Source organism: Novacetimonas cocois (genome assembly GCF_003311635.1).
GTDB lineage: Bacteria > Pseudomonadota > Alphaproteobacteria > Acetobacterales > Acetobacteraceae > Novacetimonas > Novacetimonas cocois.
This window is the reverse complement of the sequence record NZ_QEXL01000003.1, coordinates 84,133-102,942: the sequence shown is the minus strand read 5'-3', so window position 1 is coordinate 102,942 and position 18,810 is coordinate 84,133. Positions and strand designations below refer to the sequence as shown.

General features: G+C 60.7%; 18 protein-coding genes. 8 read left to right on the top strand and 10 right to left on the bottom strand.

Annotated features, from left to right (window positions below):
* The first annotated feature begins 12 nt into the window (after positions 1-12).
* The 5 genes from NJLHNGOC_RS03315 to NJLHNGOC_RS03295 all read left to right on the top strand — a co-directional run bounded on the left by NJLHNGOC_RS03315 (position 13) and on the right by NJLHNGOC_RS03295 (position 5,930).
* Entirely contained in the window at positions 13-1,785 is a 1,773-nt protein-coding gene (locus NJLHNGOC_RS03315; protein ID WP_113595089.1) for a copper resistance system multicopper oxidase, read from the top strand.
* An 89-nt stretch (positions 1,786-1,874) separates the two neighbouring features.
* Positions 1,875-2,588 (top strand): copper resistance protein B, encoded by a 714-nt coding sequence (locus NJLHNGOC_RS03310; protein WP_239021313.1) that lies wholly within the window; start codon positions 1,875-1,877, stop codon positions 2,586-2,588.
* A gap of 36 nt (positions 2,589-2,624) precedes the next feature.
* On the top strand, positions 2,625-2,939 hold the full coding sequence (locus NJLHNGOC_RS03305; RefSeq protein WP_113595088.1) for a hypothetical protein: 315 nt from the start codon (positions 2,625-2,627) through the stop codon (positions 2,937-2,939).
* A gap of 238 nt (positions 2,940-3,177) precedes the next feature.
* Entirely contained in the window at positions 3,178-4,554 is a 1,377-nt protein-coding gene (locus NJLHNGOC_RS03300) for an 8-oxoguanine deaminase (RefSeq protein WP_113595087.1), read from the top strand.
* A gap of 89 nt (positions 4,555-4,643) precedes the next feature.
* Positions 4,644-5,930, top strand: coding sequence for an Hsp70 family protein (locus NJLHNGOC_RS03295; RefSeq protein ID WP_113595086.1), 1,287 nt, complete (start codon positions 4,644-4,646; stop codon positions 5,928-5,930).
* A 185-nt stretch (positions 5,931-6,115) separates the two neighbouring features.
* On the opposite strand, the gene NJLHNGOC_RS03290 is transcribed toward NJLHNGOC_RS03295, so the two are convergent.
* Positions 6,116-7,207 (bottom strand): PQQ-dependent sugar dehydrogenase, encoded by a 1,092-nt coding sequence (locus NJLHNGOC_RS03290; protein WP_239021298.1) that lies wholly within the window; start codon positions 7,205-7,207, stop codon positions 6,116-6,118.
* 157 nt (positions 7,208-7,364) lie between these two features.
* Between NJLHNGOC_RS03290 and NJLHNGOC_RS03285 the strand changes: the two genes are divergently transcribed.
* Complete coding sequence (locus tag NJLHNGOC_RS03285; protein WP_113595166.1) at positions 7,365-8,660, top strand: replication-associated recombination protein A; 1,296 nt, start codon at positions 7,365-7,367, stop codon at positions 8,658-8,660.
* A 4-nt stretch (positions 8,661-8,664) separates the two neighbouring features.
* Here NJLHNGOC_RS03285 and NJLHNGOC_RS03280 read toward each other — a convergent pair whose 3' ends face one another.
* The gene (locus NJLHNGOC_RS03280) at positions 8,665-9,270 is read right to left on the bottom strand and encodes a nitroreductase family protein (protein ID WP_113595084.1); all 606 of its coding nucleotides are present in this window, start codon (positions 9,268-9,270) and stop codon (positions 8,665-8,667) included.
* 344 nt (positions 9,271-9,614) lie between these two features.
* On the opposite strand from NJLHNGOC_RS03280, the gene NJLHNGOC_RS03275 reads away from it, so the two are divergent.
* A complete protein-coding gene (locus NJLHNGOC_RS03275; RefSeq protein WP_239021297.1) occupies positions 9,615-10,379 on the top strand; it encodes a creatininase family protein in 765 nt (254 codons plus the stop codon).
* Between the two features lie 262 nt (positions 10,380-10,641).
* Here the strand turns inward: NJLHNGOC_RS03275 and NJLHNGOC_RS16575 are convergent, their stop codons facing one another.
* The 8 genes from NJLHNGOC_RS16575 to NJLHNGOC_RS03240 all read right to left on the bottom strand — a co-directional run bounded on the left by NJLHNGOC_RS16575 (position 10,642) and on the right by NJLHNGOC_RS03240 (position 18,563).
* Entirely contained in the window at positions 10,642-10,776 is a 135-nt protein-coding gene (locus tag NJLHNGOC_RS16575; RefSeq protein ID WP_275399375.1) for a hypothetical protein, read from the bottom strand.
* Between the two features lie 113 nt (positions 10,777-10,889).
* Positions 10,890-11,891 (bottom strand): LLM class flavin-dependent oxidoreductase, encoded by a 1,002-nt coding sequence (locus NJLHNGOC_RS03270; protein ID WP_113595165.1) that lies wholly within the window; start codon positions 11,889-11,891, stop codon positions 10,890-10,892.
* A gap of 43 nt (positions 11,892-11,934) precedes the next feature.
* Positions 11,935-12,762 carry an MOSC domain-containing protein gene (locus NJLHNGOC_RS03265; RefSeq protein ID WP_113595164.1) on the bottom strand — a complete coding sequence of 276 codons (828 nt, stop codon included), beginning with the start codon at positions 12,760-12,762 and terminating at the stop codon, positions 11,935-11,937.
* A 10-nt stretch (positions 12,763-12,772) separates the two neighbouring features.
* Positions 12,773-14,668, bottom strand: coding sequence for a glycoside hydrolase family 15 protein (locus NJLHNGOC_RS03260; RefSeq protein ID WP_239021296.1), 1,896 nt, complete (start codon positions 14,666-14,668; stop codon positions 12,773-12,775).
* A 9-nt stretch (positions 14,669-14,677) separates the two neighbouring features.
* Complete coding sequence (gene ybaL, locus NJLHNGOC_RS03255; RefSeq protein WP_113595083.1) at positions 14,678-16,375, bottom strand: YbaL family putative K(+) efflux transporter; 1,698 nt, start codon at positions 16,373-16,375, stop codon at positions 14,678-14,680.
* A 45-nt stretch (positions 16,376-16,420) separates the two neighbouring features.
* Positions 16,421-16,768 (bottom strand): hypothetical protein, encoded by a 348-nt coding sequence (locus tag NJLHNGOC_RS03250; RefSeq protein ID WP_113595082.1) that lies wholly within the window; start codon positions 16,766-16,768, stop codon positions 16,421-16,423.
* A gap of 37 nt (positions 16,769-16,805) precedes the next feature.
* On the bottom strand, positions 16,806-17,333 hold the full coding sequence (locus tag NJLHNGOC_RS03245; protein ID WP_113595081.1) for a DUF4142 domain-containing protein: 528 nt from the start codon (positions 17,331-17,333) through the stop codon (positions 16,806-16,808).
* 102 nt (positions 17,334-17,435) lie between these two features.
* The gene (locus NJLHNGOC_RS03240) at positions 17,436-18,563 is read right to left on the bottom strand and encodes an acyltransferase family protein (RefSeq protein ID WP_239021312.1); all 1,128 of its coding nucleotides are present in this window, start codon (positions 18,561-18,563) and stop codon (positions 17,436-17,438) included.
* Here NJLHNGOC_RS03240 and NJLHNGOC_RS16245 point away from each other — a divergent pair.
* Entirely contained in the window at positions 18,483-18,713 is a 231-nt protein-coding gene (locus NJLHNGOC_RS16245) for a hypothetical protein (RefSeq protein WP_239021315.1), read from the top strand. The two genes, NJLHNGOC_RS03240 and NJLHNGOC_RS16245, sit on opposite strands and share 81 nt — an antisense overlap.
* Positions 18,714-18,810 lie beyond the last annotated feature (97 nt).

Genomic DNA, 18,810 nt, shown 5'->3' with positions numbered 1-18,810 from the left:
GGACGATTACTCATGACTTTTGCATCCCATGCGGGACGCGGCGTGCTGACGCGCCGGCGTTTCGTGGTTGGCGCGGGCCTGTGGGGCACGGCGCTGACGCTTGCGGGGCGAAGCACATATGCACAGACGCCCATGTCCGGGCAGCCTGCGGCCGTGCCTTCCACCCGTTTCGACCTTACTATCGACCCCATACATGCCAACGTCACGGGCCATCGGGTCCGCGCGGTAGGGGTCAACGGCGCGACCCCTGCTCCCATCCTCCGCTGGCGGCAGGGGGACACCGTTGAACTGAATGTCACGAACCACCTGCACGAGGACAGTTCGATCCACTGGCATGGCATCCGCCTGCCGGCGCGCATGGACGGCGTTCCGGGACTGAGTTTCGCCGGAATTGCGCCGGGCCAGACCTTTACCTACCGCTTCCACCTGCATCAGAGCGGCACCTACTGGTACCACAGCCATTCCGGCTTTCAGGAACAGACGGGCCTGTACGGGGCGATCATCATCGACCCCAGACAGGGCTATGACCATCATTTCGACCGGGAATACGTGATGGTCCTGTCCGACTGGACCGACGTGGACCCGAAGGACATCATTTCCAACCTGAAATTCGACAGTGATTATTACAATTTCCGGCAGCGGACGGTCGGCACCCTGTTTCATGACATGCGTCACAAGGGCATCGCCGCGACCATTCGTGACCGGCTGCGATGGGGGGCGATGAACATGGCCCCGACCGATATCCTGGATGTATCGGGCATCATCTATACCTACCTGCTCAACGGACAGTCGCCGCACGCCAACTGGACCGGGCTGTTCACGCCGGGGGAGCGTATCCGGCTGCGGTTCATCAACGCATCATCCATGACGTTGTTCGACGTAAGCATTCCGGGCCTGAAAATGACGGTCATCCAGGCCGACGGCAACGACGTGGAACCGGTTGCGGTCGATGAATTCCGCATTGGCACGGCCGAAACCTATGACGTGCTGATCTCCCCGGACGGTGCTGGCCCCTATACGGTCTTTGCCCAGGCGGAAGACCGCACGGGCTACGCGCGCGGCACGCTGGCAACGCAGCCCGGCCTTGCCGGTCCGGTCCCGCCCATGGACCCGCGTCCCTTGCGCACCATGACCGACATGGGAATGGGGAACATGCAGGGCATGGGCCATATGGATCATCACGCGATGGACCATCATGCGCCGTCTTCGTCCCACATGGATATGCCGGGAATGGACATGGATCATATGGACATGAAGGGCGGCAAACCTGCCCCCGCGCCGCGACTACACCCGGGGGTGGAGGTCCAGAGCATCGCAATGATGCCCATCAACCGCCTTGGCGAAGCGGGCGACGGGCTGGATCACAATGGCCGTCGCGTCCTGACCTATGCCGACCTGCGCGCAACGATTCCGGGGGCGGACCCGCGACCGCCCTCGCGGGAGATCACGCTGCACCTGACCGGCAACATGGAACGGTTCATCTGGGGTTTTGATGGCAAAAAATTCTCCGAAGCCCCGCAAATCTACCTGCAGGTCGGCGAACGCGTCCGCTTCATCCTGATCAACGACACGATGATGGAACACCCGATCCACCTGCATGGATTATGGAGCGAACTGGAAAACGGGCAGGGGGAATATCGTCCTTATAAACACACGGTCATCGTAAAGCCGGGAGAGCGGCTGAGCTACCTTGTCACCGCCGATGAACCGGGGATGTGGGCCTATCACTGTCATCTGCTCTATCACATGGAACTTGGCATGTTCCGCACGGTCGTCGTGTCATGACGCCGCGTTGCCGTCGGATGGCAATGGTCGTTCTGACCGGGGCGGGGATCATCGCGGCGCCATCCGCCCATGCGCAGATGGCGCCCGCCATGATGCAGGGAAACACCATGACCACCACATCAACCCCGGCACCCGCCGCCTATGTCAACGGGATGCCGCCGGTGATGGACCATAATTCCTATGTCCATGCCCTGCTGGATGAATTCGAAGCCCGCTATAGCGGGAATGGCGGGGAATTCCGCTATGACGGGGAAGGGTGGTTCGGCACCGATTACAACAAGCTGTGGCTGAAATCCGAAGGCACAGTCGGCACGAATGGAAAATTCGGGGATGGCGATCACGAGGCCCTGTATGACCGTGCGATCTCGCGCTATTTCGATGTCCAGACCGGGGTCCGCATGGACATCGACAACGGCCCGACCCGTGCATGGGGCGCCGTGGGGATAGAAGGGCTCGCGCTCTATTTCTTCGATGTGGAGGCCACCGCCTATTTCAGCGACCGGGGCGTCGCCGGGCGGTTGCAGGGATCGTACGATCTGCTGCTGACCAACCGCCTGATCCTGCAGCCGCAGGTCGAACTGAATTTCTATTCCCAGTCCGATCCGGCGCGGGCAAACGGGGCGGGCCTGTCAAACATCGATACGGGCCTGCGGCTGCGTTATGAATGGCACCGCAAGCTCGCCCCCTATATCGGCGTCACCTACAGCGGCACCTTCGGGCAGGCGACCGAACTCGCCCGTGCGCGGGGGGAACGCGACCTGCACGACCTGAATTTCACGTTCGGCCTGCGGACATGGTTCTGACCAGATGTCCCCTGAAATACAAATAAGGATGCCAGCATGAACAAATCCGTCCCGACACAATTCCTTTTCCTGTGCATGGCGGCTGCTTCGGTCTGCGGCGCAACCGTGGCGACAGCGGCCCCCGATCCTGCGATGCAGATGTCGGGAATGCAGGATATGTCCGACATGCAGGGCATGGACGACATGCCCGGCATGAAACACAATTCCCCCAAAAAGACGGTTCCCGACAGACACCAGCACTCCGCTCACGCGATGACAAAGGAGGGCGCTAAACCCAGCCATGCAGAAAAACCGACCACCCCGGCCGCCACAGGCCCGTTGGGCATGCCCGAGGCGGTGCGCGAACGCTGAGGCATCCGGCGAAAGCCGGCGGACTGGTTAAAAACAAAGGACTGACGAAAACATAAAAGTTTTTGTGCCGACTTTTTTCAAAAATGAAGATCCTATTTGAAGATTTTTGAAAAGATTTTCACCAAAAACTTTTATTACTATTCCCAGACAGCTTTTTGCTGCGGCAGGAAGATGCACCAGCGACCATAAACGGGTATAGAAACCCCTTGCGGCAATCCATCATTGGCAAAGGACGCGCATGCCCCGTTCCATACTGCTCAAGAATGTCCTGATGCTCGTGACGATGGATGAACGGCGGCGCGAGATTCCGGGTGGCTGGATCCTGATACAGGACCGGCAGGTTGCCCGGATCGGCACGGCGGACGAAACGCCGCCCGACGCGACCGAAATCATCGACATGGCGGGGCATGTGGTCATGCCGGGCATGGTCAATACCCACCATCATATGTACCAGACCCTGACCCGCGTCATTCCCGGCGCGCAGGATGTCTCCCTGTTCGGATGGCTGAGGACGCTTTACCCCATCTGGGCCGGTCTGACGCCGGAAATGATCCGTGTTTCGACCTGCACCGCCATGGCCGAACTGATACTGTCCGGCTGCACCACCACCAGCGATCACCTCTATCTGTTTCCCAATGGCAGCCGTCTGGATGACCAGATCGAGGCCGCGGCCACGATGGGCATGCGTTTTCACGCCGCGCGGGGCGCCATGAGCGTGGGCGAAAGCCGTGGCGGCCTGCCACCGGACAGCGTGGTGGAGGATGAACGCGACATCCTGCGCGACATGCAGCGCGTGGCGGAGACGTATCATGACCCGTCGCGCCTTTCCATGCGGCGGATCGTGCTCGCCCCCTGTTCCCCCTTTTCCGTCAGCCGCGACCTGATGCGCGAAACAGCCGCCCTGGCACGCGCGACGGGCACGATGCTTCATACCCATCTGGCGGAAAACAAAAGCGACATCGATTACTGCCGCGATGCCTTTGACATGACCCCGGCCCAATATGCCGAAGACGTGGGATGGCTTGGCCCCGATGTCTGGCATGCCCACTGTGTCCGCCTCGATGATCCGGGAATCGCGAAGTTCGGCGACAGCGGCACGGGCATTGCCCATTGTCCGTGTTCCAATATGCGTCTGGGATCAGGTATCGCGCCGGTGCGCCGGATGATGGCCCACGGCGTCAATGTGGGGCTGGGGGTCGATGGTTCCGCCTCCAACGACAGCAGCCATATGCTGGCGGAGGCACGGCAGGCCATGCTTGTCTCCCGCCTGCGCGACAATGACGACAGCATGCCGATGATGCGCGCGCGCACCGTGCTGGGACTCGCGACACGTGGTGGGGCCACGGTCCTGGGGCGCGATGATGTCGGGCACCTGTCGCCCGGCATGGCGGCCGACCTGGTTGCCTTTGACATGCGCGGAATCGAATATGCAGGTGCCCTGTCGGATCCGGTGGCGGCGCTGGTGTTCTGCACGCCGGGTCATGTGGCGCTGTCGATCATCAATGGCCGTGTCGTGGTCCGTGACGGGCATCTTGTGACCTGTGACGTCACGCAACTGGCGCAACGCCACAACAGGCTGGCCCATACATTGCTGAACGAAAGTCCCGGCGCATGAAGATGGCCGCGCGAAGCTGCAAACGGCTGTAGCCGATCCCTGAAATCACGCGGATGGACACAAGGCGGGGGGACGCCTATTGAGGCGCCATGTCTTCCATCACGTCCCCCCAGAGCATACGGCTCGGCATAGATTTCGGCACCACCAACACCGTCGTGGTCGTGCTGGACGAACACGGACGGCCCTGTCCGGCACGCTTTTCCTTTCCCCATCATGCACCGTCGGAGACATGCCGCTCCCTGCTGTGCCTGTGGCAGGAGGAAACGCAGCCACGACGCGCCACCCTGCAGGAGGCCATCGGCGCGGCAGCCATTGACGCCTATCTGGAAGATCCGGCGGAAAGCCGCCTGATCATGTCCATGAAATCCTATCTGGCGCAGGCATCCTTTCGCCAGACACGGCTGCTGGGGCGGGTCATGACACTGGAAATGCTGATTTCACGTTTCCTGACATGCATGATGCGCACCATCGGAATCGACCCCGCGCGTGTCAGCGCGACGGTCGGGCGTCCCGTCCATTTCGCGGGGGACGGGGTGGATGACGCCTTTGGCGAACAGCGGCTGCGTGACAGTTTCAGCGCGGCCGGGTTCGGACACGTCAACGTGGCCCTTGAACCCGAAGCCGCCGGCTGGCGCTTTGCCCAGCGGCTTGATGCGCCCGCAACCGTGCTGGTCGGGGATTTCGGCGGCGGGACGAGTGACTTTTCCATCCTCCGCTTCGACCCGCGCGCCACCTGCCGGGCAACGCCGCTGGGATATGCCGGCGTCGGGATTGCGGGGGACCAGTTCGACTATCGCATCATCGAACATGTGATCGCCCCGGAACTTGGCCGTCACGCCACCTATCGCGTCATGGGTGGCGAACCGCTGCCCGTTCCCGTGGAATGGTATGCCAGCCTTGGTCGCTGGCACCGTCTGGCCCTGATGCGCACGCCACAGACACTGCGCAATATCGCCGATGTCATGCGCACGGCGTCGGAACCTGAAAAGCTTCAGGCGCTGATGCAGGTCATCGACGATCAGCAGGGGCAGGCCCTTTACCGGGCCGTCGGGGCGGCAAAGCGGGAACTGTCCCACGCCGATCGCACGGTCCTGAAATATGCGCATCGCGACATCTACATTCACCGTGAAATCACGCGCGCGGAATTCGAGGACTGGATCGCGCCCGACATCGCGCGCTTTGACGAAGCTGTGGAGACCGCCCTGCAACGCGCCGGCCTGCCTGCCGGCGCGATTGACCGCGTCTTCCTGACGGGAGGGACCTCATTCGTGCCGGCGGTGCGTGATCTGTTCATCCGCCGCTTCGGCGCGGAGCGCGTGGATACGGGCGGCGAATTCGTCTCGGTTGCCGAAGGGCTGGCGCTGATGAATGGCTGACAGCCCGTGCCGCCGGTTGCCAGGCCGGGCAGGGATGACGGCTTGACACAAGGAGGGGAGGGGAAGGGAAGGCGCCCGGTGCCTGCCTGCGTCCGGGACGCCTGAAATATTATCGCACCTTATGTTTATTATATCCGTACAATCCTTCCCCCGGATGCGCGGAACGCCACTTCGGCCATCCGGTCTCAGCCTGAATGGGCATCATAGGTCAGCCGATAGACCGCCCCCGCCTGATCGTCGCTGATCAGCACGCTGCCGTCAGGCAGTGGCTGCACATCCGCCGGGCGGCCCCATGGCACCTGATTCTGCTCGAACCCGTCCACCAGCGGTGTTGCGGGACCGACGCTGCCCCCCGCGCCGAAAGGAACCGTGACCACCCGGTATCCCGACAGGCGGGAGCGGTTCCACGATCCGTGTTCCGCAATCAGCAGGCTGCCCCGGTAGGGGGCCGGAAACATCGTTCCCTCGTAAAACCGCAGCCCAAGTGCCGCGACATGAGCACCCAGCCCCAGTACAGGGGGCGTAAACTCGCTGCATGGATGCAGATGGCCATAGGTCGGATCGGGGATGTTGCCCTGATGGCAGTAGGGAAAGCCGAATGACTGCCCGACCTTGTCAAGCCGGTTCAGTTCATCATTGGGCACGTCATCGCCCAGCATGTCGCGCCCGTTGTCGGTAAACCACAACGTTCCCGTATGGGGCTGCCATGTGAAGCCCACGCTGTTGCGGATGCCATAGGCAATATCCTCGCGGTCCGTGCCGTCGGGATTCATCCGCATCAGCTTGCCAAGGTCATGTCCCACCTCGCACACATTGCATGGCGAACCGATGGGCACGTACAACTTGCCATCCGGGCCGAACGCGATGAACTTCCACGAATGGTCCCCGGCGCGATAGGGCAGGTTGTCCGCGACCGTTTCGGGGGCCGGCGGATGATCCAGACGGTCCTCGATCCCGCGCAGGACGACAATGCAGCGCGTGTCCGAAACATAAAGGTCGCCATGGAAAAAGGCGACGCCCGCAGGAAGGTTCAGCCCATGGGCGATCACCCGGACCTGTCGCGGATGGGCCGGATCACTGTCCCCCGTCAGGGCATACACCTTGCCCGCCCCCATGGAGCCGAGGAAAACCGTGCCCTTTTCCCCCAGCGCGATTTCCCGCGCACCCGGGACATGCGTGGCATAGGTCGCGATATGAAACCCCTCCGGCATATGGAGGTCCTGGAGTTGCGGCGCCGCATGGCCGCTGATGCTCCAGCAGGATGCGAGCAGCATCATGGCAGGCAAGACCCCGCGGCGGGCAGGATTCCGGAATGTCATGGCTGTACTCCTTGCATTGGCAGTTCAGGGATGGCGACAAATGTAGAAAGACCTTCATATGCAGGATATCGGGAAAATGCATAATCCCGGCAGACATGAACGACATGGAGCAGACGTGACATCCCTGTTTGAAACAGCCGCCCCACGCCCCCTTGCCGAAGCACTGCGTCCGGGACGGATGGAAGATGTCATCGGGCAGAAGCATCTTCTGGCCCCCGATCGTCCAATCGGGCGGATGCTGGCGTCCGGCCGGCTGTCCTCGATGATTTTCTGGGGACCGCCGGGCACTGGGAAAACCACGCTGGCGCGCATCCTGGCCAGCAGTTCCGGCATGGCGTTCGAACAGATTTCCGCCGTCATGTCGGGAATGCCCGACCTGAAAAAGGCGCTGGCGAAGGCGCAGGCCCATCGGCAGCAGGGACATGAAAAGGGAATGGTCCTGTTCGTCGATGAAATCCATCGCTGGAACAAGGCGCAGCAGGATGCGCTTCTGCCGTTTGTGGAGGATGGAACCGTCGTCCTGATCGGCGCGACGACTGAAAACCCGTCATTTGAACTGAACCGCGCACTCGCCAGCCGGGCACAGGTCATGGTTCTGCAACGGCTGGAGATGGAGGATCTGTCAACGCTGCTGACACGGGCGGAGGCACATCTGGGACGGGAGCTTCCCCTTGCGCCGGAGGCCCGCGACGAACTGCTGCGCATGGCCGACGGGGACGGGCGTTACCTGCTGGTGATGGTGGAGGCGCTGGCGGATCTTGCGCCGGACTCTCCCGTCACCGCGGAACAGCTTCATACCCTTGTCCAGCGCAAGGCCCATGCCGGGGACAAGGGATCGGACATCCACCATGCCCTGCTGTCCGCATTCCAGAAATCAATTCGCGGGTCGGATGTGCAGGCGGCACTGTACTGGCTGGCGCGCCTGCTGAAAAGCGGGGAGCCACCACGCGCCATCCTGCGCCGCCTGATGGTCATGGCGACGGAGGAGGTGGGACTTGCCGACCCGCGCGCCATAGAACAGGCCGCCGCCTGTGCTGCGGCATTCGAACGGGTGGGAGAACCCGAAGGGCTGCCGGCCCTTGCGCAATGCGTGGGGTATCTGGCGACCGCAATCAAGTCGAACGCGATTTACAAGGCCTTTTACGCAGCGATGGACCTTGCGGAAACCCATGGTTCCATCCTGCCGCCCAAACATCTGATCAATGCCCCGACGGCCCTGATGAAGGCGCAGGGTTTCAAGGATGGATACCGCTATGACCATGATTTCCCGCATGCCTTCAGCGGACAGCAGTTTTTCCCCGACGCGCTGACCGGCCCCAACAGGCCGGATCTCTATCGTCCCAATGAAAGGGGATATGAACGCGATATCATAAAGCGGCTTTCATGGTGGGATCAGCGCCGCCAGTCATGACCATTCAGTCCGGGTCCCGAACGCGGAACCGTCCCGCGAAGACAAGTTCTGAAAGAGGACGGCGGGTGGAGGGGGCCTCACGCGCCCGCAGGGAGTCGGGCAATATCTCCGCCTCGCCCTGCCGGCCTATGACAAGGGCGGCGTTGAGGGCATGGTCTTCGGGAAGCTCAAGGCCCGAACGCGCAAGGTCATGGTCAAACCCGCTGATGGGATGGCCGGCCCATCCTGCCCGGCTCAGTTGCAGTTGCACCAGCACGGTCGCGGCACCCGCGTCAAACGCGTGGGTGGGGGAGGGAACGGGCTCCGCCCTGCCTCCGCCCATGACCGTATGCGACGCGACATAGACCAGCGCCGACGCATTCTGCGCCCAGGCATGGTTGAACGGGATCAGCCATGACAGGAACCGTTCCCAGTCCGGGGTATCGCGACGTGCGTATATGAAGCGCCATGGCTGGGAATTATAGGCCGAAGGCGCCCACCGGCCTGCATCCAGAAAGGAAAGAAGCTCGGCTTCCGTGATGGGGGCGGGCGTAAAGGCGCGGGGGGACCAGCGATCGAGGATAAGGCGATCGACGTCGGTATCAGAATGGCGTTCGGGGGCTTCGGTCATGAGGGATCACCTGCAATGGTTACATGGGTAATATCTGGTTTTCATGACAATTACTTCACAAACGATATTCTTAAAATAACTATGTTTCATGGTTATTCATGTGCAGGATCTTTCATCCCTCAGACCCTCCACATTACGGGACAACATTGACCATCCCTCAGATCACGGAAGAAGCGGAAAATCACGGCGCATATGGCAATCTTCCGGAAATCCGTGTAAATGTGGGGATCAGTTTTTCCATGCACATGTTACAGGATATCATCAGAACATCCGTTATTTTTCCTGAAAACAGGATTCCATCAGAAGTATTTCCAGAACGATTACATCATCAGGATCCACGCACAATGAATGAAATGCCCACAAAGACGTGTCTTGGCGAACTGACCGGAGAAGAGGCACGCGACGTGCTGTCGCGCAATCCTGTCATCATCCTGCCCCTTGGCAGTCATGAGGATCAGGGCCCCTTCGCGCCGATGGGCGATTACATGTGCGCGGACGCCGTGGCGTGGCGCGTGGCAACGGCGGCGACGGACCGTGGCATCGCCACCTATGTCGCGCCCGTGCTGCCATATGGCGGGGCGGATTTTTTCGGGAGCATGATTGGCGGCATCGCGTTGCGGCAATCCACCCTGCGCGCCGTCCTGACGGACATGATGTCCTGTCTTGTGCGGCAGGGACTGACACGTATCGTGATCTTCAATGGTCATGGCGGAAATGCGCAGGCCATTCATGATGTCACGCTGGCCCTGCGGCAACAACATGGGGTCGTGATCCCGTGCGTATATCTGTGGAGCATCGCAGCAGGGATGTTGCCCGATGTGATGGAAGACGCCGATACGGCGAAACGCTCCGCCGGTCATGGGGGTAATCCGCTGGCAAGTATTGCCATGGCGCTGTTTCCCGACCTTGTCCGTCAGGATCTGGTCCCCGGCCCTGCTGTTCCGCCCCCGTTCATGGGGATGCCGGTCAATGGTTTTGCAACGGTGAAATTTGACGGTGCCAGCATCAATTTTCCCCTTGAGATCAATGAAATTGCCGTCAGGGGCGTCGCGAATGCCGACCCGCGACTATGTTCCCCGCAAACAGGGAAAAACTGCTTGATCGGCTGACAACGCTGGGCGTTGACCTGCTGGCACATCTTGATGAAGAAAAATGGGGAAAATGATCCGTCATGGGATTGTCTGAAAACAATTACACGAATGAAAAATAAAAAAAGTTTTCGGATACCGCTTTTTCCGGGAAGGCAACATTTCCGAAATTTATGAAAAAATATTCATGAAAATTCCTTATAATTACAGGAATTTTCCAATACGGATTTTCCGGAATCCTCCAGGCGCACCATGCGGCGCGGCCGTGTCCGGAGGTTCCCTTCTACAGCATATTCTGGACGCCATGCGTCTGTTCCAGACCGTCGATCAGCATCAGCATCTCGCGGGGTGGCGGTTCATGTATGATGAAATCGAAGCAGGCATGCAGTTCACGCCTTACCCAATGAAACAGTGACATGTTTTCTGCATGCACGCAGAGGGGGAAATCCATGACACTCCCTCCTTCTTTCTCCTGAGACCTGTTTCATGAAGCGTGTGAACGAAAGCAGGGTTTCATGACAGGAAATCCAGCTAACCCGTCATGGCGTCCGTTTCCACCCCATCCCACAGCCCCTTCAGCAGGGACAGTGAGTGGCGTCGGGCGGCATGATCGTATATCGGCATCGCCACCATCAGTTCGTCGGGGCGATGGCGCCGCATGAAATCCGTCAGGGACTGGCTTACGCGTTCCATCCCGCCATGAAACGTGTAACGCAGGACCTGTTCCAGCATGGCCCGTTGGGCGGGATCATATTGCAGGTGCGCGTCCGGCGGCGGGAATGCCGTGGGCCGGCCGGAACGCAGCGCCACGAAATACTGTTCAAGCGAGGTGAACAGCAGCGCGGCCGTCGCATCGTCATCGGCGGCAATGACGTTGACGCACAACATGACATGGGGTGCCTGCAGGTATCGCGACGGGACAAAGGCGTGCCTGTAAAGGGCGACAGCTTCCTCCATCATCGCGGGGGCGAAATGGGCGGCAAACGCGAATGGCAACCCCAGCTGGGCCGCAAGGTGCGCGGAAAACAGCGATGATCCCAGCAGCCAGACCGGCACGTCCAGCCCTGCGCCGGGAATGGCGACCACGCGCTGTCCTGTCTCCACCGGGCCGAGATAACGCAGGACCTCCTGAACATCCGCGGGAAAGCGGTCCGCCGCAGCCGGATCGCGACGCAGGGCGCGCATCGTGGCCTGGTCCGATCCCGGCGCACGACCCAGCCCGAGGTCTATGCGCCCCGGATAAAGGCTTTCCAGCGTGCCAAAGGCCTCCGCCACGGCCAGCGGGGAATGATTGGGCAGCATGATCCCGCCCGCGCCGACACGGATATGCCGTGTGGCGCCAGCAATATGGCCGATCACCACCGCCGTCGCGGTCGAAGCGATGCCGGGCATGGCATGATGTTCCGCCAGCCAGTAGCGATGATACCCCAGCCGTTCCGCAAGGCGCGCCAGATCGACACTGTTGGCAAGCGCGCCAGCCACGCTGCCGCCACGGGTAATCAGGGACAGGTCAAGGACAGAAAGGGAAGTCATGGGCATCTCCGTCCATATTGGGGAAAGGCGGCATCAGCGAAAGTCAGGACGCCGGAGGTCCGAGATTGGAGGATCCCCGTTCCACAATAACGACCTCATCGCCTACCGCAATGACGCCCTCCTGCCGGACGAGGGCATTCTGTCCGAACATGATGCCATCCGCCACGTGGCGAAACCCTGCAAGCGTGCGTAACGGTTCTCCCTTTTCGGGGATCTCGCCCGTTTCCTGATCCACGGTCGTCACCTTGCACCGGCTACAGGCCTTTGCGACGGAAAGTTCCACCGCGCCGATCCGGATACGCCGCCATGTATCCTCTTCCCAGGGCTCCGACCCGGCAATCACGATGTTGGGGCGAAAGCGTTCCATCGGCACCGGATGGTTCATCCTTGCGTTCAGATCGGCAAGGGAGGATGTCGCCGCCAGCAGCAGGGGAAAGCCATCCGCGAACGATACGGGATAGATACCCACCGCATCCTTCAGCCGCGCGGACCGGGGATCGCGCATGAACGCCAGCCGGCACCCGTGCCCCAGCGCCTGCGACAGCCACCCGGCAGCATCCTCTCCCGCATCATGGGCCTGCACCCTGTCGCCCCAGACCTCGACGTTGAGGACGGGGGCATCCGGCGATGGGAACGTGATGCGAAGATCCTCCATCCGTCCATTGCTGATGACAAGTCCGCCCTCCATGGGCTGCACCATCAGCGTGGCCATGCGGGGATGATGGCGCTGCGTCAGGAACTTCCCGGTTGCATCCGTCACGACCCAGCGGCGATCCCCGCATGGTCCCCACGGGTCCACCCTGAACGATTGCACGGCGCAACGATGCAGGCTTTTGACAGGATATATGTAAAGGGAATGGACATGGGGCATGGTCACGATCCTATCGGCCGTCGCGCGAACCCCCAACCGAAAACAGGCGGCGTTGGTCCGGCCCGGCAGGCAGGGCCTGCGTGCGCGCCCTGTTTTTTCCTGCACCACTGGCGTCTATGACGCCCCCGGCCAGCATGTGGGCGGTGTGGACAAGGGCGAAATGACTGAACGCCTGCGGAAAATTGCCCAGCTGCCGCCGCGCGACGGGATCATATTCCTCGGAAAACAGGCCCAGATCATTGCCATAGGTCAGCAGGCGCTCGAACAGGGCACGGGCCTCATCCATGCGGCGGGACATGATATAGGCGTCACACAGCCAGAAACTGCAGGCAAGGAAGGCGCCCTCTCGGCCTTCCAGCCCGTCGGCGCGCACCCCTTCGGGAAGGTAGCGGTAGACGACGTTGTTATGCAGCAGTTCGCGTTCGATCCGCGCGACCGTGCCCTGCACGCGCGGGTCATCGGCGGGCAGGAAGCCAAGCAGCGGAATCTGCAGCAGGGAAGCATCGACGCGATCCGCCCCGTAATACTGCACGAAACTGTTGCTTTCTCTGTCGAATCCTTTTTCACAGACCTGGGCATGGATTTCCTCGCGCGCCTGCCGCCATGTGTCGATCGGACCTTCCAGCCCGAAATCCACGGCGCTGGCGATGGTCCGGTCGAATGCGAACCAGCACATCATCTTGGAATAGACGAAATGCTGCTTGGGGCCGCGAATTTCCCACAGGCTGGAATCCGGTTCCCGCCACAACACCAGCAGGCGATCGGCGATGGAACGCTGGAGCGGCCATATCGCGTCCATGTCGGGCAGCCCGTCACGCCGCGCCGCGTCGAACGCCCCCAGCAGCGATCCATAGACATCCAGCTGCAGCTGTCCGTGGGCGGCATTGCCAATGCGCACCGGACGGCTGTTTTCATATCCCGCCAGATGGTCCAGCGTCGTTTCCGTCAGGCGGCGTTCCCCATGCAGCCCGTACATTATCTGCAACCCGTCCGGCGCCCCCGCCGTCGCCCGCATCAGCCACCAGCGCCACGCGCTTGCTTCCTCCATGTATCCGGAAACGGTCAGGGCATGCAGCGTCCAGACCGCATCGCGCAGCCAGCAGTACCGATAATCCCAGTTGCGGCTGCCCCCTGGATCTTCGGGCAGGGAAGTGGTCGGGGCGGCGACAATGCCCCCCGTCGGATGATAGGTAAGCGCCTTGAGCGTCATGAGCGACCGGCGCACGTTTTCCGCATAGGGGCCTTCATACGTGCATTGCGAGGCCCATAGCCGTCCCTGTGCCTCGGTATGGCGCAGCAGGGCATAGGGATCGCGCGGCATGGGCGGGATCTTGTGGGATGGAAACCACTCCAGCGTCGTCGCAACGCTCTGCCCCGCGACGATGGTGAAATCCGAAGTGGTGGAGAAATTGGCGTTGCTCAGGTCCACGCTGCTGCTCAGGCGGATCGCGTCCGGCCCCGCGAAAGCGAATATCGCCCCCTCGCGCCGTTCTACCCAGGGGATCCATTCCCCGTAATTGAAGCGCAGGCGCAGCTCGGCCGAAAAACTTACCGTTCCCTCGATCCCCCGAATGATGCGGATCAGCTCATGCAGGTCGCCATCGACCGGCGTGGGCATGAAATCCTGCACCACGGCACGCCCCTGCGGCGTTTCGATCGTGGTTTCCAGAATCATCGTGTCCGGCACGTAACGGCGGGAAATGCGGGCCGTCGGGTCGGTTGCGCGCAGGACCCATTCGCCATTTTCCGGGGTCCCCAGAAGGGAGGCAAATATCGCCTCGGAATCGAAACGCGGCATGCACAGCCACTCGATCGTGCCGTTGCGATGCACCAGTGCTGCGCTGTGGGTGGAGCCGATCATCGCATAATCCTCAATCCGGCGCGAGGTGACTGAAACAGGCGACATGCATGGCCCTCAGCTGGATGGAGACGCGTCGCGCACGGGCGCTGCGGCCTCGTCACGGGTGGCGTAATCCAGCATGGCGCGGGCGATTTCACGTTCGCCCATGATGACCAGGCTGGCGCCATATTCGGAAAGGTAGTCGGCGGCGCTGTCGAAATGCGCCCGGGCGACGATATCAAGCTGGGGGCTGAGGCCTCGCGCCTGCTGTATGATTTCCCCGGCCTCGAACGCATCGGGAATGGCGACGATCAGGATGCGCGCGCGATCCAGCCCGGCGAGGGGAAGAAGCCCCGGATCGGCCGCATTGCCCAGCAGCACCGAGATCCCCCGCTCATTCAGCGCATGGACACGGGTATCCCCCGCCTCGATCACCAGCAGCGGGACATGACGCGCGCGCAGTCCTTCCGCCACGAGGGAGCCGACACGCCCGTACCCGATCAGCACGGCATGGTCATGCAGCATCGCCATGCTTCCGTCGCGGCCTTCCTGTCCCATCCGCAGCCATTCGCGCCGGTCGAGCATGGCATTGATCTGGTTGACGATCGCAATGACGACAGGGTTGAGCAGGATCGATACGATCGACGCCCCCAGCACCAGATCGTGCGCGCGCTGCGCCAGCAGCCCGGACTGCACCCCAAGGGCGGCCAAGATAAAGGAAAACTCCCCGATCTGGGCCAGTCCCGCGCCAACGCCAAGAGCAGTCTGCCACGACTGGCGCAGGCAGCGCAGGATGATGACCGTGATCGCCGGGGTGGCGATCATGATGACCCCAAGCGTCGCCAGCAGGGGCAGGGGGTCGTGCAGCATGATCCCCGGATTGAACAGCATGCCCACGGAAATGAAGAACAGCACCGCGAACGCATCGCGCAGCGGCAGCGTTTCCGCGGCCGCGTGCTGCGAAAGTGGCGATTCACTCAGGACCATGCCTGCAACAAACGCCCCCAGCGCGAAAGAAACGCCAAAGACCTCGGTCGCCGTCATCGCGACGCCCAGCGCAATCGCAAGCACACACAGGCGAAACAGTTCCCGCGATCCGGTATGGGCGACGGAATGCAGCATCATCGGAATCAGCCGCCGCCCCACCAGCAGCATGAGCGCGATGAACGCCACGACCTTGCCGATCGTCACCCCGATCGCCAGCGCCACCCGCCATGGATCGACCATGCCGGCCGGCGCATCCGGCCTGAGCAGCGGCGCCAGAACCGGCAGCAGCACCAGCACCATGACGGTCAGCAGGTCCTGTATGACCAGCCAGCCCACGGCGATATGCCCGCGCTGGCTTTCCATCAGTCTCTGTTCCTGCAGGGTGCGCAGCAGGACCACCGTACTGGCGATCGCGACCGTCAGGCCAAAGACCAGCCCGCCGCCCCATGACCACCCCAGCGCCCGCGCCAGCAGAATCCCGCATATCGTCGAAAGGATCACCTGCGTAAGCGCGCCCGGAATGGCAATCGCGCGCACGGATACCAGATCATTGATGGAAAAATGCAGCCCCACCCCGAACATCAGCAGGATGACGCCAATTTCCGCCAGTTGCGGCACCAGTTCCTGATCAGCCACGAAACCGGGGGTGAAAGGACCGATGATGATCCCGGCCAGCAGATACGCCACCAGCAGCGAACATCCGATCCGGTGGGCGATCGTCCCCAGTATGAACGCAAGACCCAGACCGATGACAAGGATCGTGACAAGGGGACTTCCGTGCGGCATGACCTGCTGATCCCTTGAAACCGGTTATGTCAGACTGCCTCAGGACTAATCCGGATGCGTTTCGTGCAGCCCCATCCAGCCGGGATGGCGCCGTTCGATCCATTCCAGAATGCGCGCCATTCCCCGACGCAGAAGGGGAACGTCCTCCGCCAGCAGCATGAGGCCCAGCGGGGTCATCCACAGGCCAAAGACCGGCAGGATGGCAAGGAATCCCGCCGGTACAAGAATGATGCCCACCGGCATGCGTATCCAGCGCGCCGACGGGCGACGCAGCCTGTGGACGACAGCCTGAAGCCGCGACGGAAGACGACGGACAAGAAGGTCCATCCGCCGTTCATAATCCTGATGAAAGGTTTCACCGGATGACGCGCGTCCGGGCCCGGGCTGCCTCATATGGTCTTCATGCCTTTCAATCCTGTATCAAAACGGTTCAGTGGGGCAGGTTACGCGCCATTTCCAGATGGGATTTCAGCGTCGGCAGCGTCTTGGCGGCCCAGTTTTTCAGCTCCGTATTTTCTCCATTATCGGCATAACGCTGGAAAAGCGAAATGGCCGTCTGGTGGGCGCTGATCTGATCTTCCCGGTAATGCTCCTCGAAACTGTTTCCATGCAGTTTCCTGAGCTTGTCAAGCATGGACATGTGCGAACTGTCCAGCGTTGTGGGCAGGTCCGCCTGAAGGTTGCCGCTATGCACCATTTCCTTCAGTTGTCCCGATGTTTCCTGATGGTCGGAAATCATCCGCGCCGCGAATGATTCCAGCGCCGGGACATGCTCGGTCTGGGCAAGCTGGCTCGACTGGATTTCAAACTGGTCGCTGATCGCGACTTCCTTTATGAAATCCGCCGTATTGGGCGCCATTCCCAGAAGGGAATTCATGCCCGTCTTTTCCGGGACCGACTGTGCCAGCGCGGAAGATGAGCACAATAGCGCGGCGCAAAAAAACAAGGCTTTTTTCATGACTATTCCTCCGGTGTGTCATGTAAAAAGCCTTTGAAAGGTCAAAAGTTTTATTTATTTTGTCATAACGCGAAATTTAATCATCCGTTTTTCATCGCCATTTCACCCCACCAGTTCCGGTTTGAGCACCGGCCGCCGCGTCAGCCAGTAACCGGCCTGCATGCATGGATATTCGACCAGCCAGAAACATGCCGTCGCCCCTGCTATGGAAACCGGCAGTGCAAGCACCAGCCATGCCCATACCGGCATGATGGCATTCAGCGCGTACGCCATGGACAGGACAATGACCAGATGGCTGAGGTACAGGCTGTATGAAATATGTCCCAGCCCCTGCATATGGGATTTCTGCAGATACCCGCATATCCTTTCATTATGCAGCGCCACACAGATCGTGGCCACGGAACCGATTGTGGTACAGACAAGCCAGATCAGATTCCTTATGACGCCAACGGCATTTTCCGGTCCGATTGCCGGCACGCCAAGAAGGATTATCGCCAGGGGAAGGACGGCATTACGGACCATCGAAGATCTTGATCCATAAAAAGTCCTGATATTTTCCCTGAACTGAAAAAAAAGAATCCCCACGACAAAAAGCGGAAGATATTCAAAGGTGAATATGAGGCTGTTCGTGAAAGTTGTGGGCGGATTCTGCCCCACGCTGTTCAGAAACATGCTGGCGGCAAAATACAGGATCATGACAGCGGCAAGCGTCTGCGCCCGGTATTTTTCCATCAGGACGAAAAGGACCGGGAAAATCAGCGAAACCCGCATTTCGATGACCAGCGACCATGCCGGGTTGTCAAGGCTGAGCAGGGGAACGGTGCCCGTCATCAGCAGATGCCCCATGATGACCTGCTCCGTGGGATAGACAGACCACGGGCCGTTCGAGAACCATTCGCTCACTCCCGTCAGGGGGGCCTTTTTTACCAGGACCAGCATAAGGGCCGCAAACAGGATGATGGCGACAAAGGGAAGATATATCCGGCATATCCTGCGCACGACAAAACGTTCGTAAGACGCCATTCCGTGCCGCGATATGGACAGGGACAGGACATATCCACTCAGGACAAAAAAAAGCCCCACTGCTCCCGATCCGGAAATCAGAAGCCGCAGGGGCGTAAAGTGGAACAGGGTTTCAAGGTTGAAAGAATGTCCCATAAGCATGGGAAACCTTACCGCCTGCGTTTTCCATTCATCTGGCATGATCAACCAGAAATGAAAGAATACCACGATCAGGGCGGCGATGCCGCGCACAGCATCAAGCTCCGTTTCACGACGCACGTTTTCCTCCATATTGATGGGTTTGGTCACAAAAAACGCGACATTACTTCTGATTTTCATGAATATTATTTGTGGAATCGGTGTGGTCAGATGTCCTGATGAAGGCAGTTTACATGTCATGACGATTTTCAATCGCCCATGCCATGTCCCGTGTTTCCACGCGGACTCGGTGCCACAAAAAAAACATAATTCCATA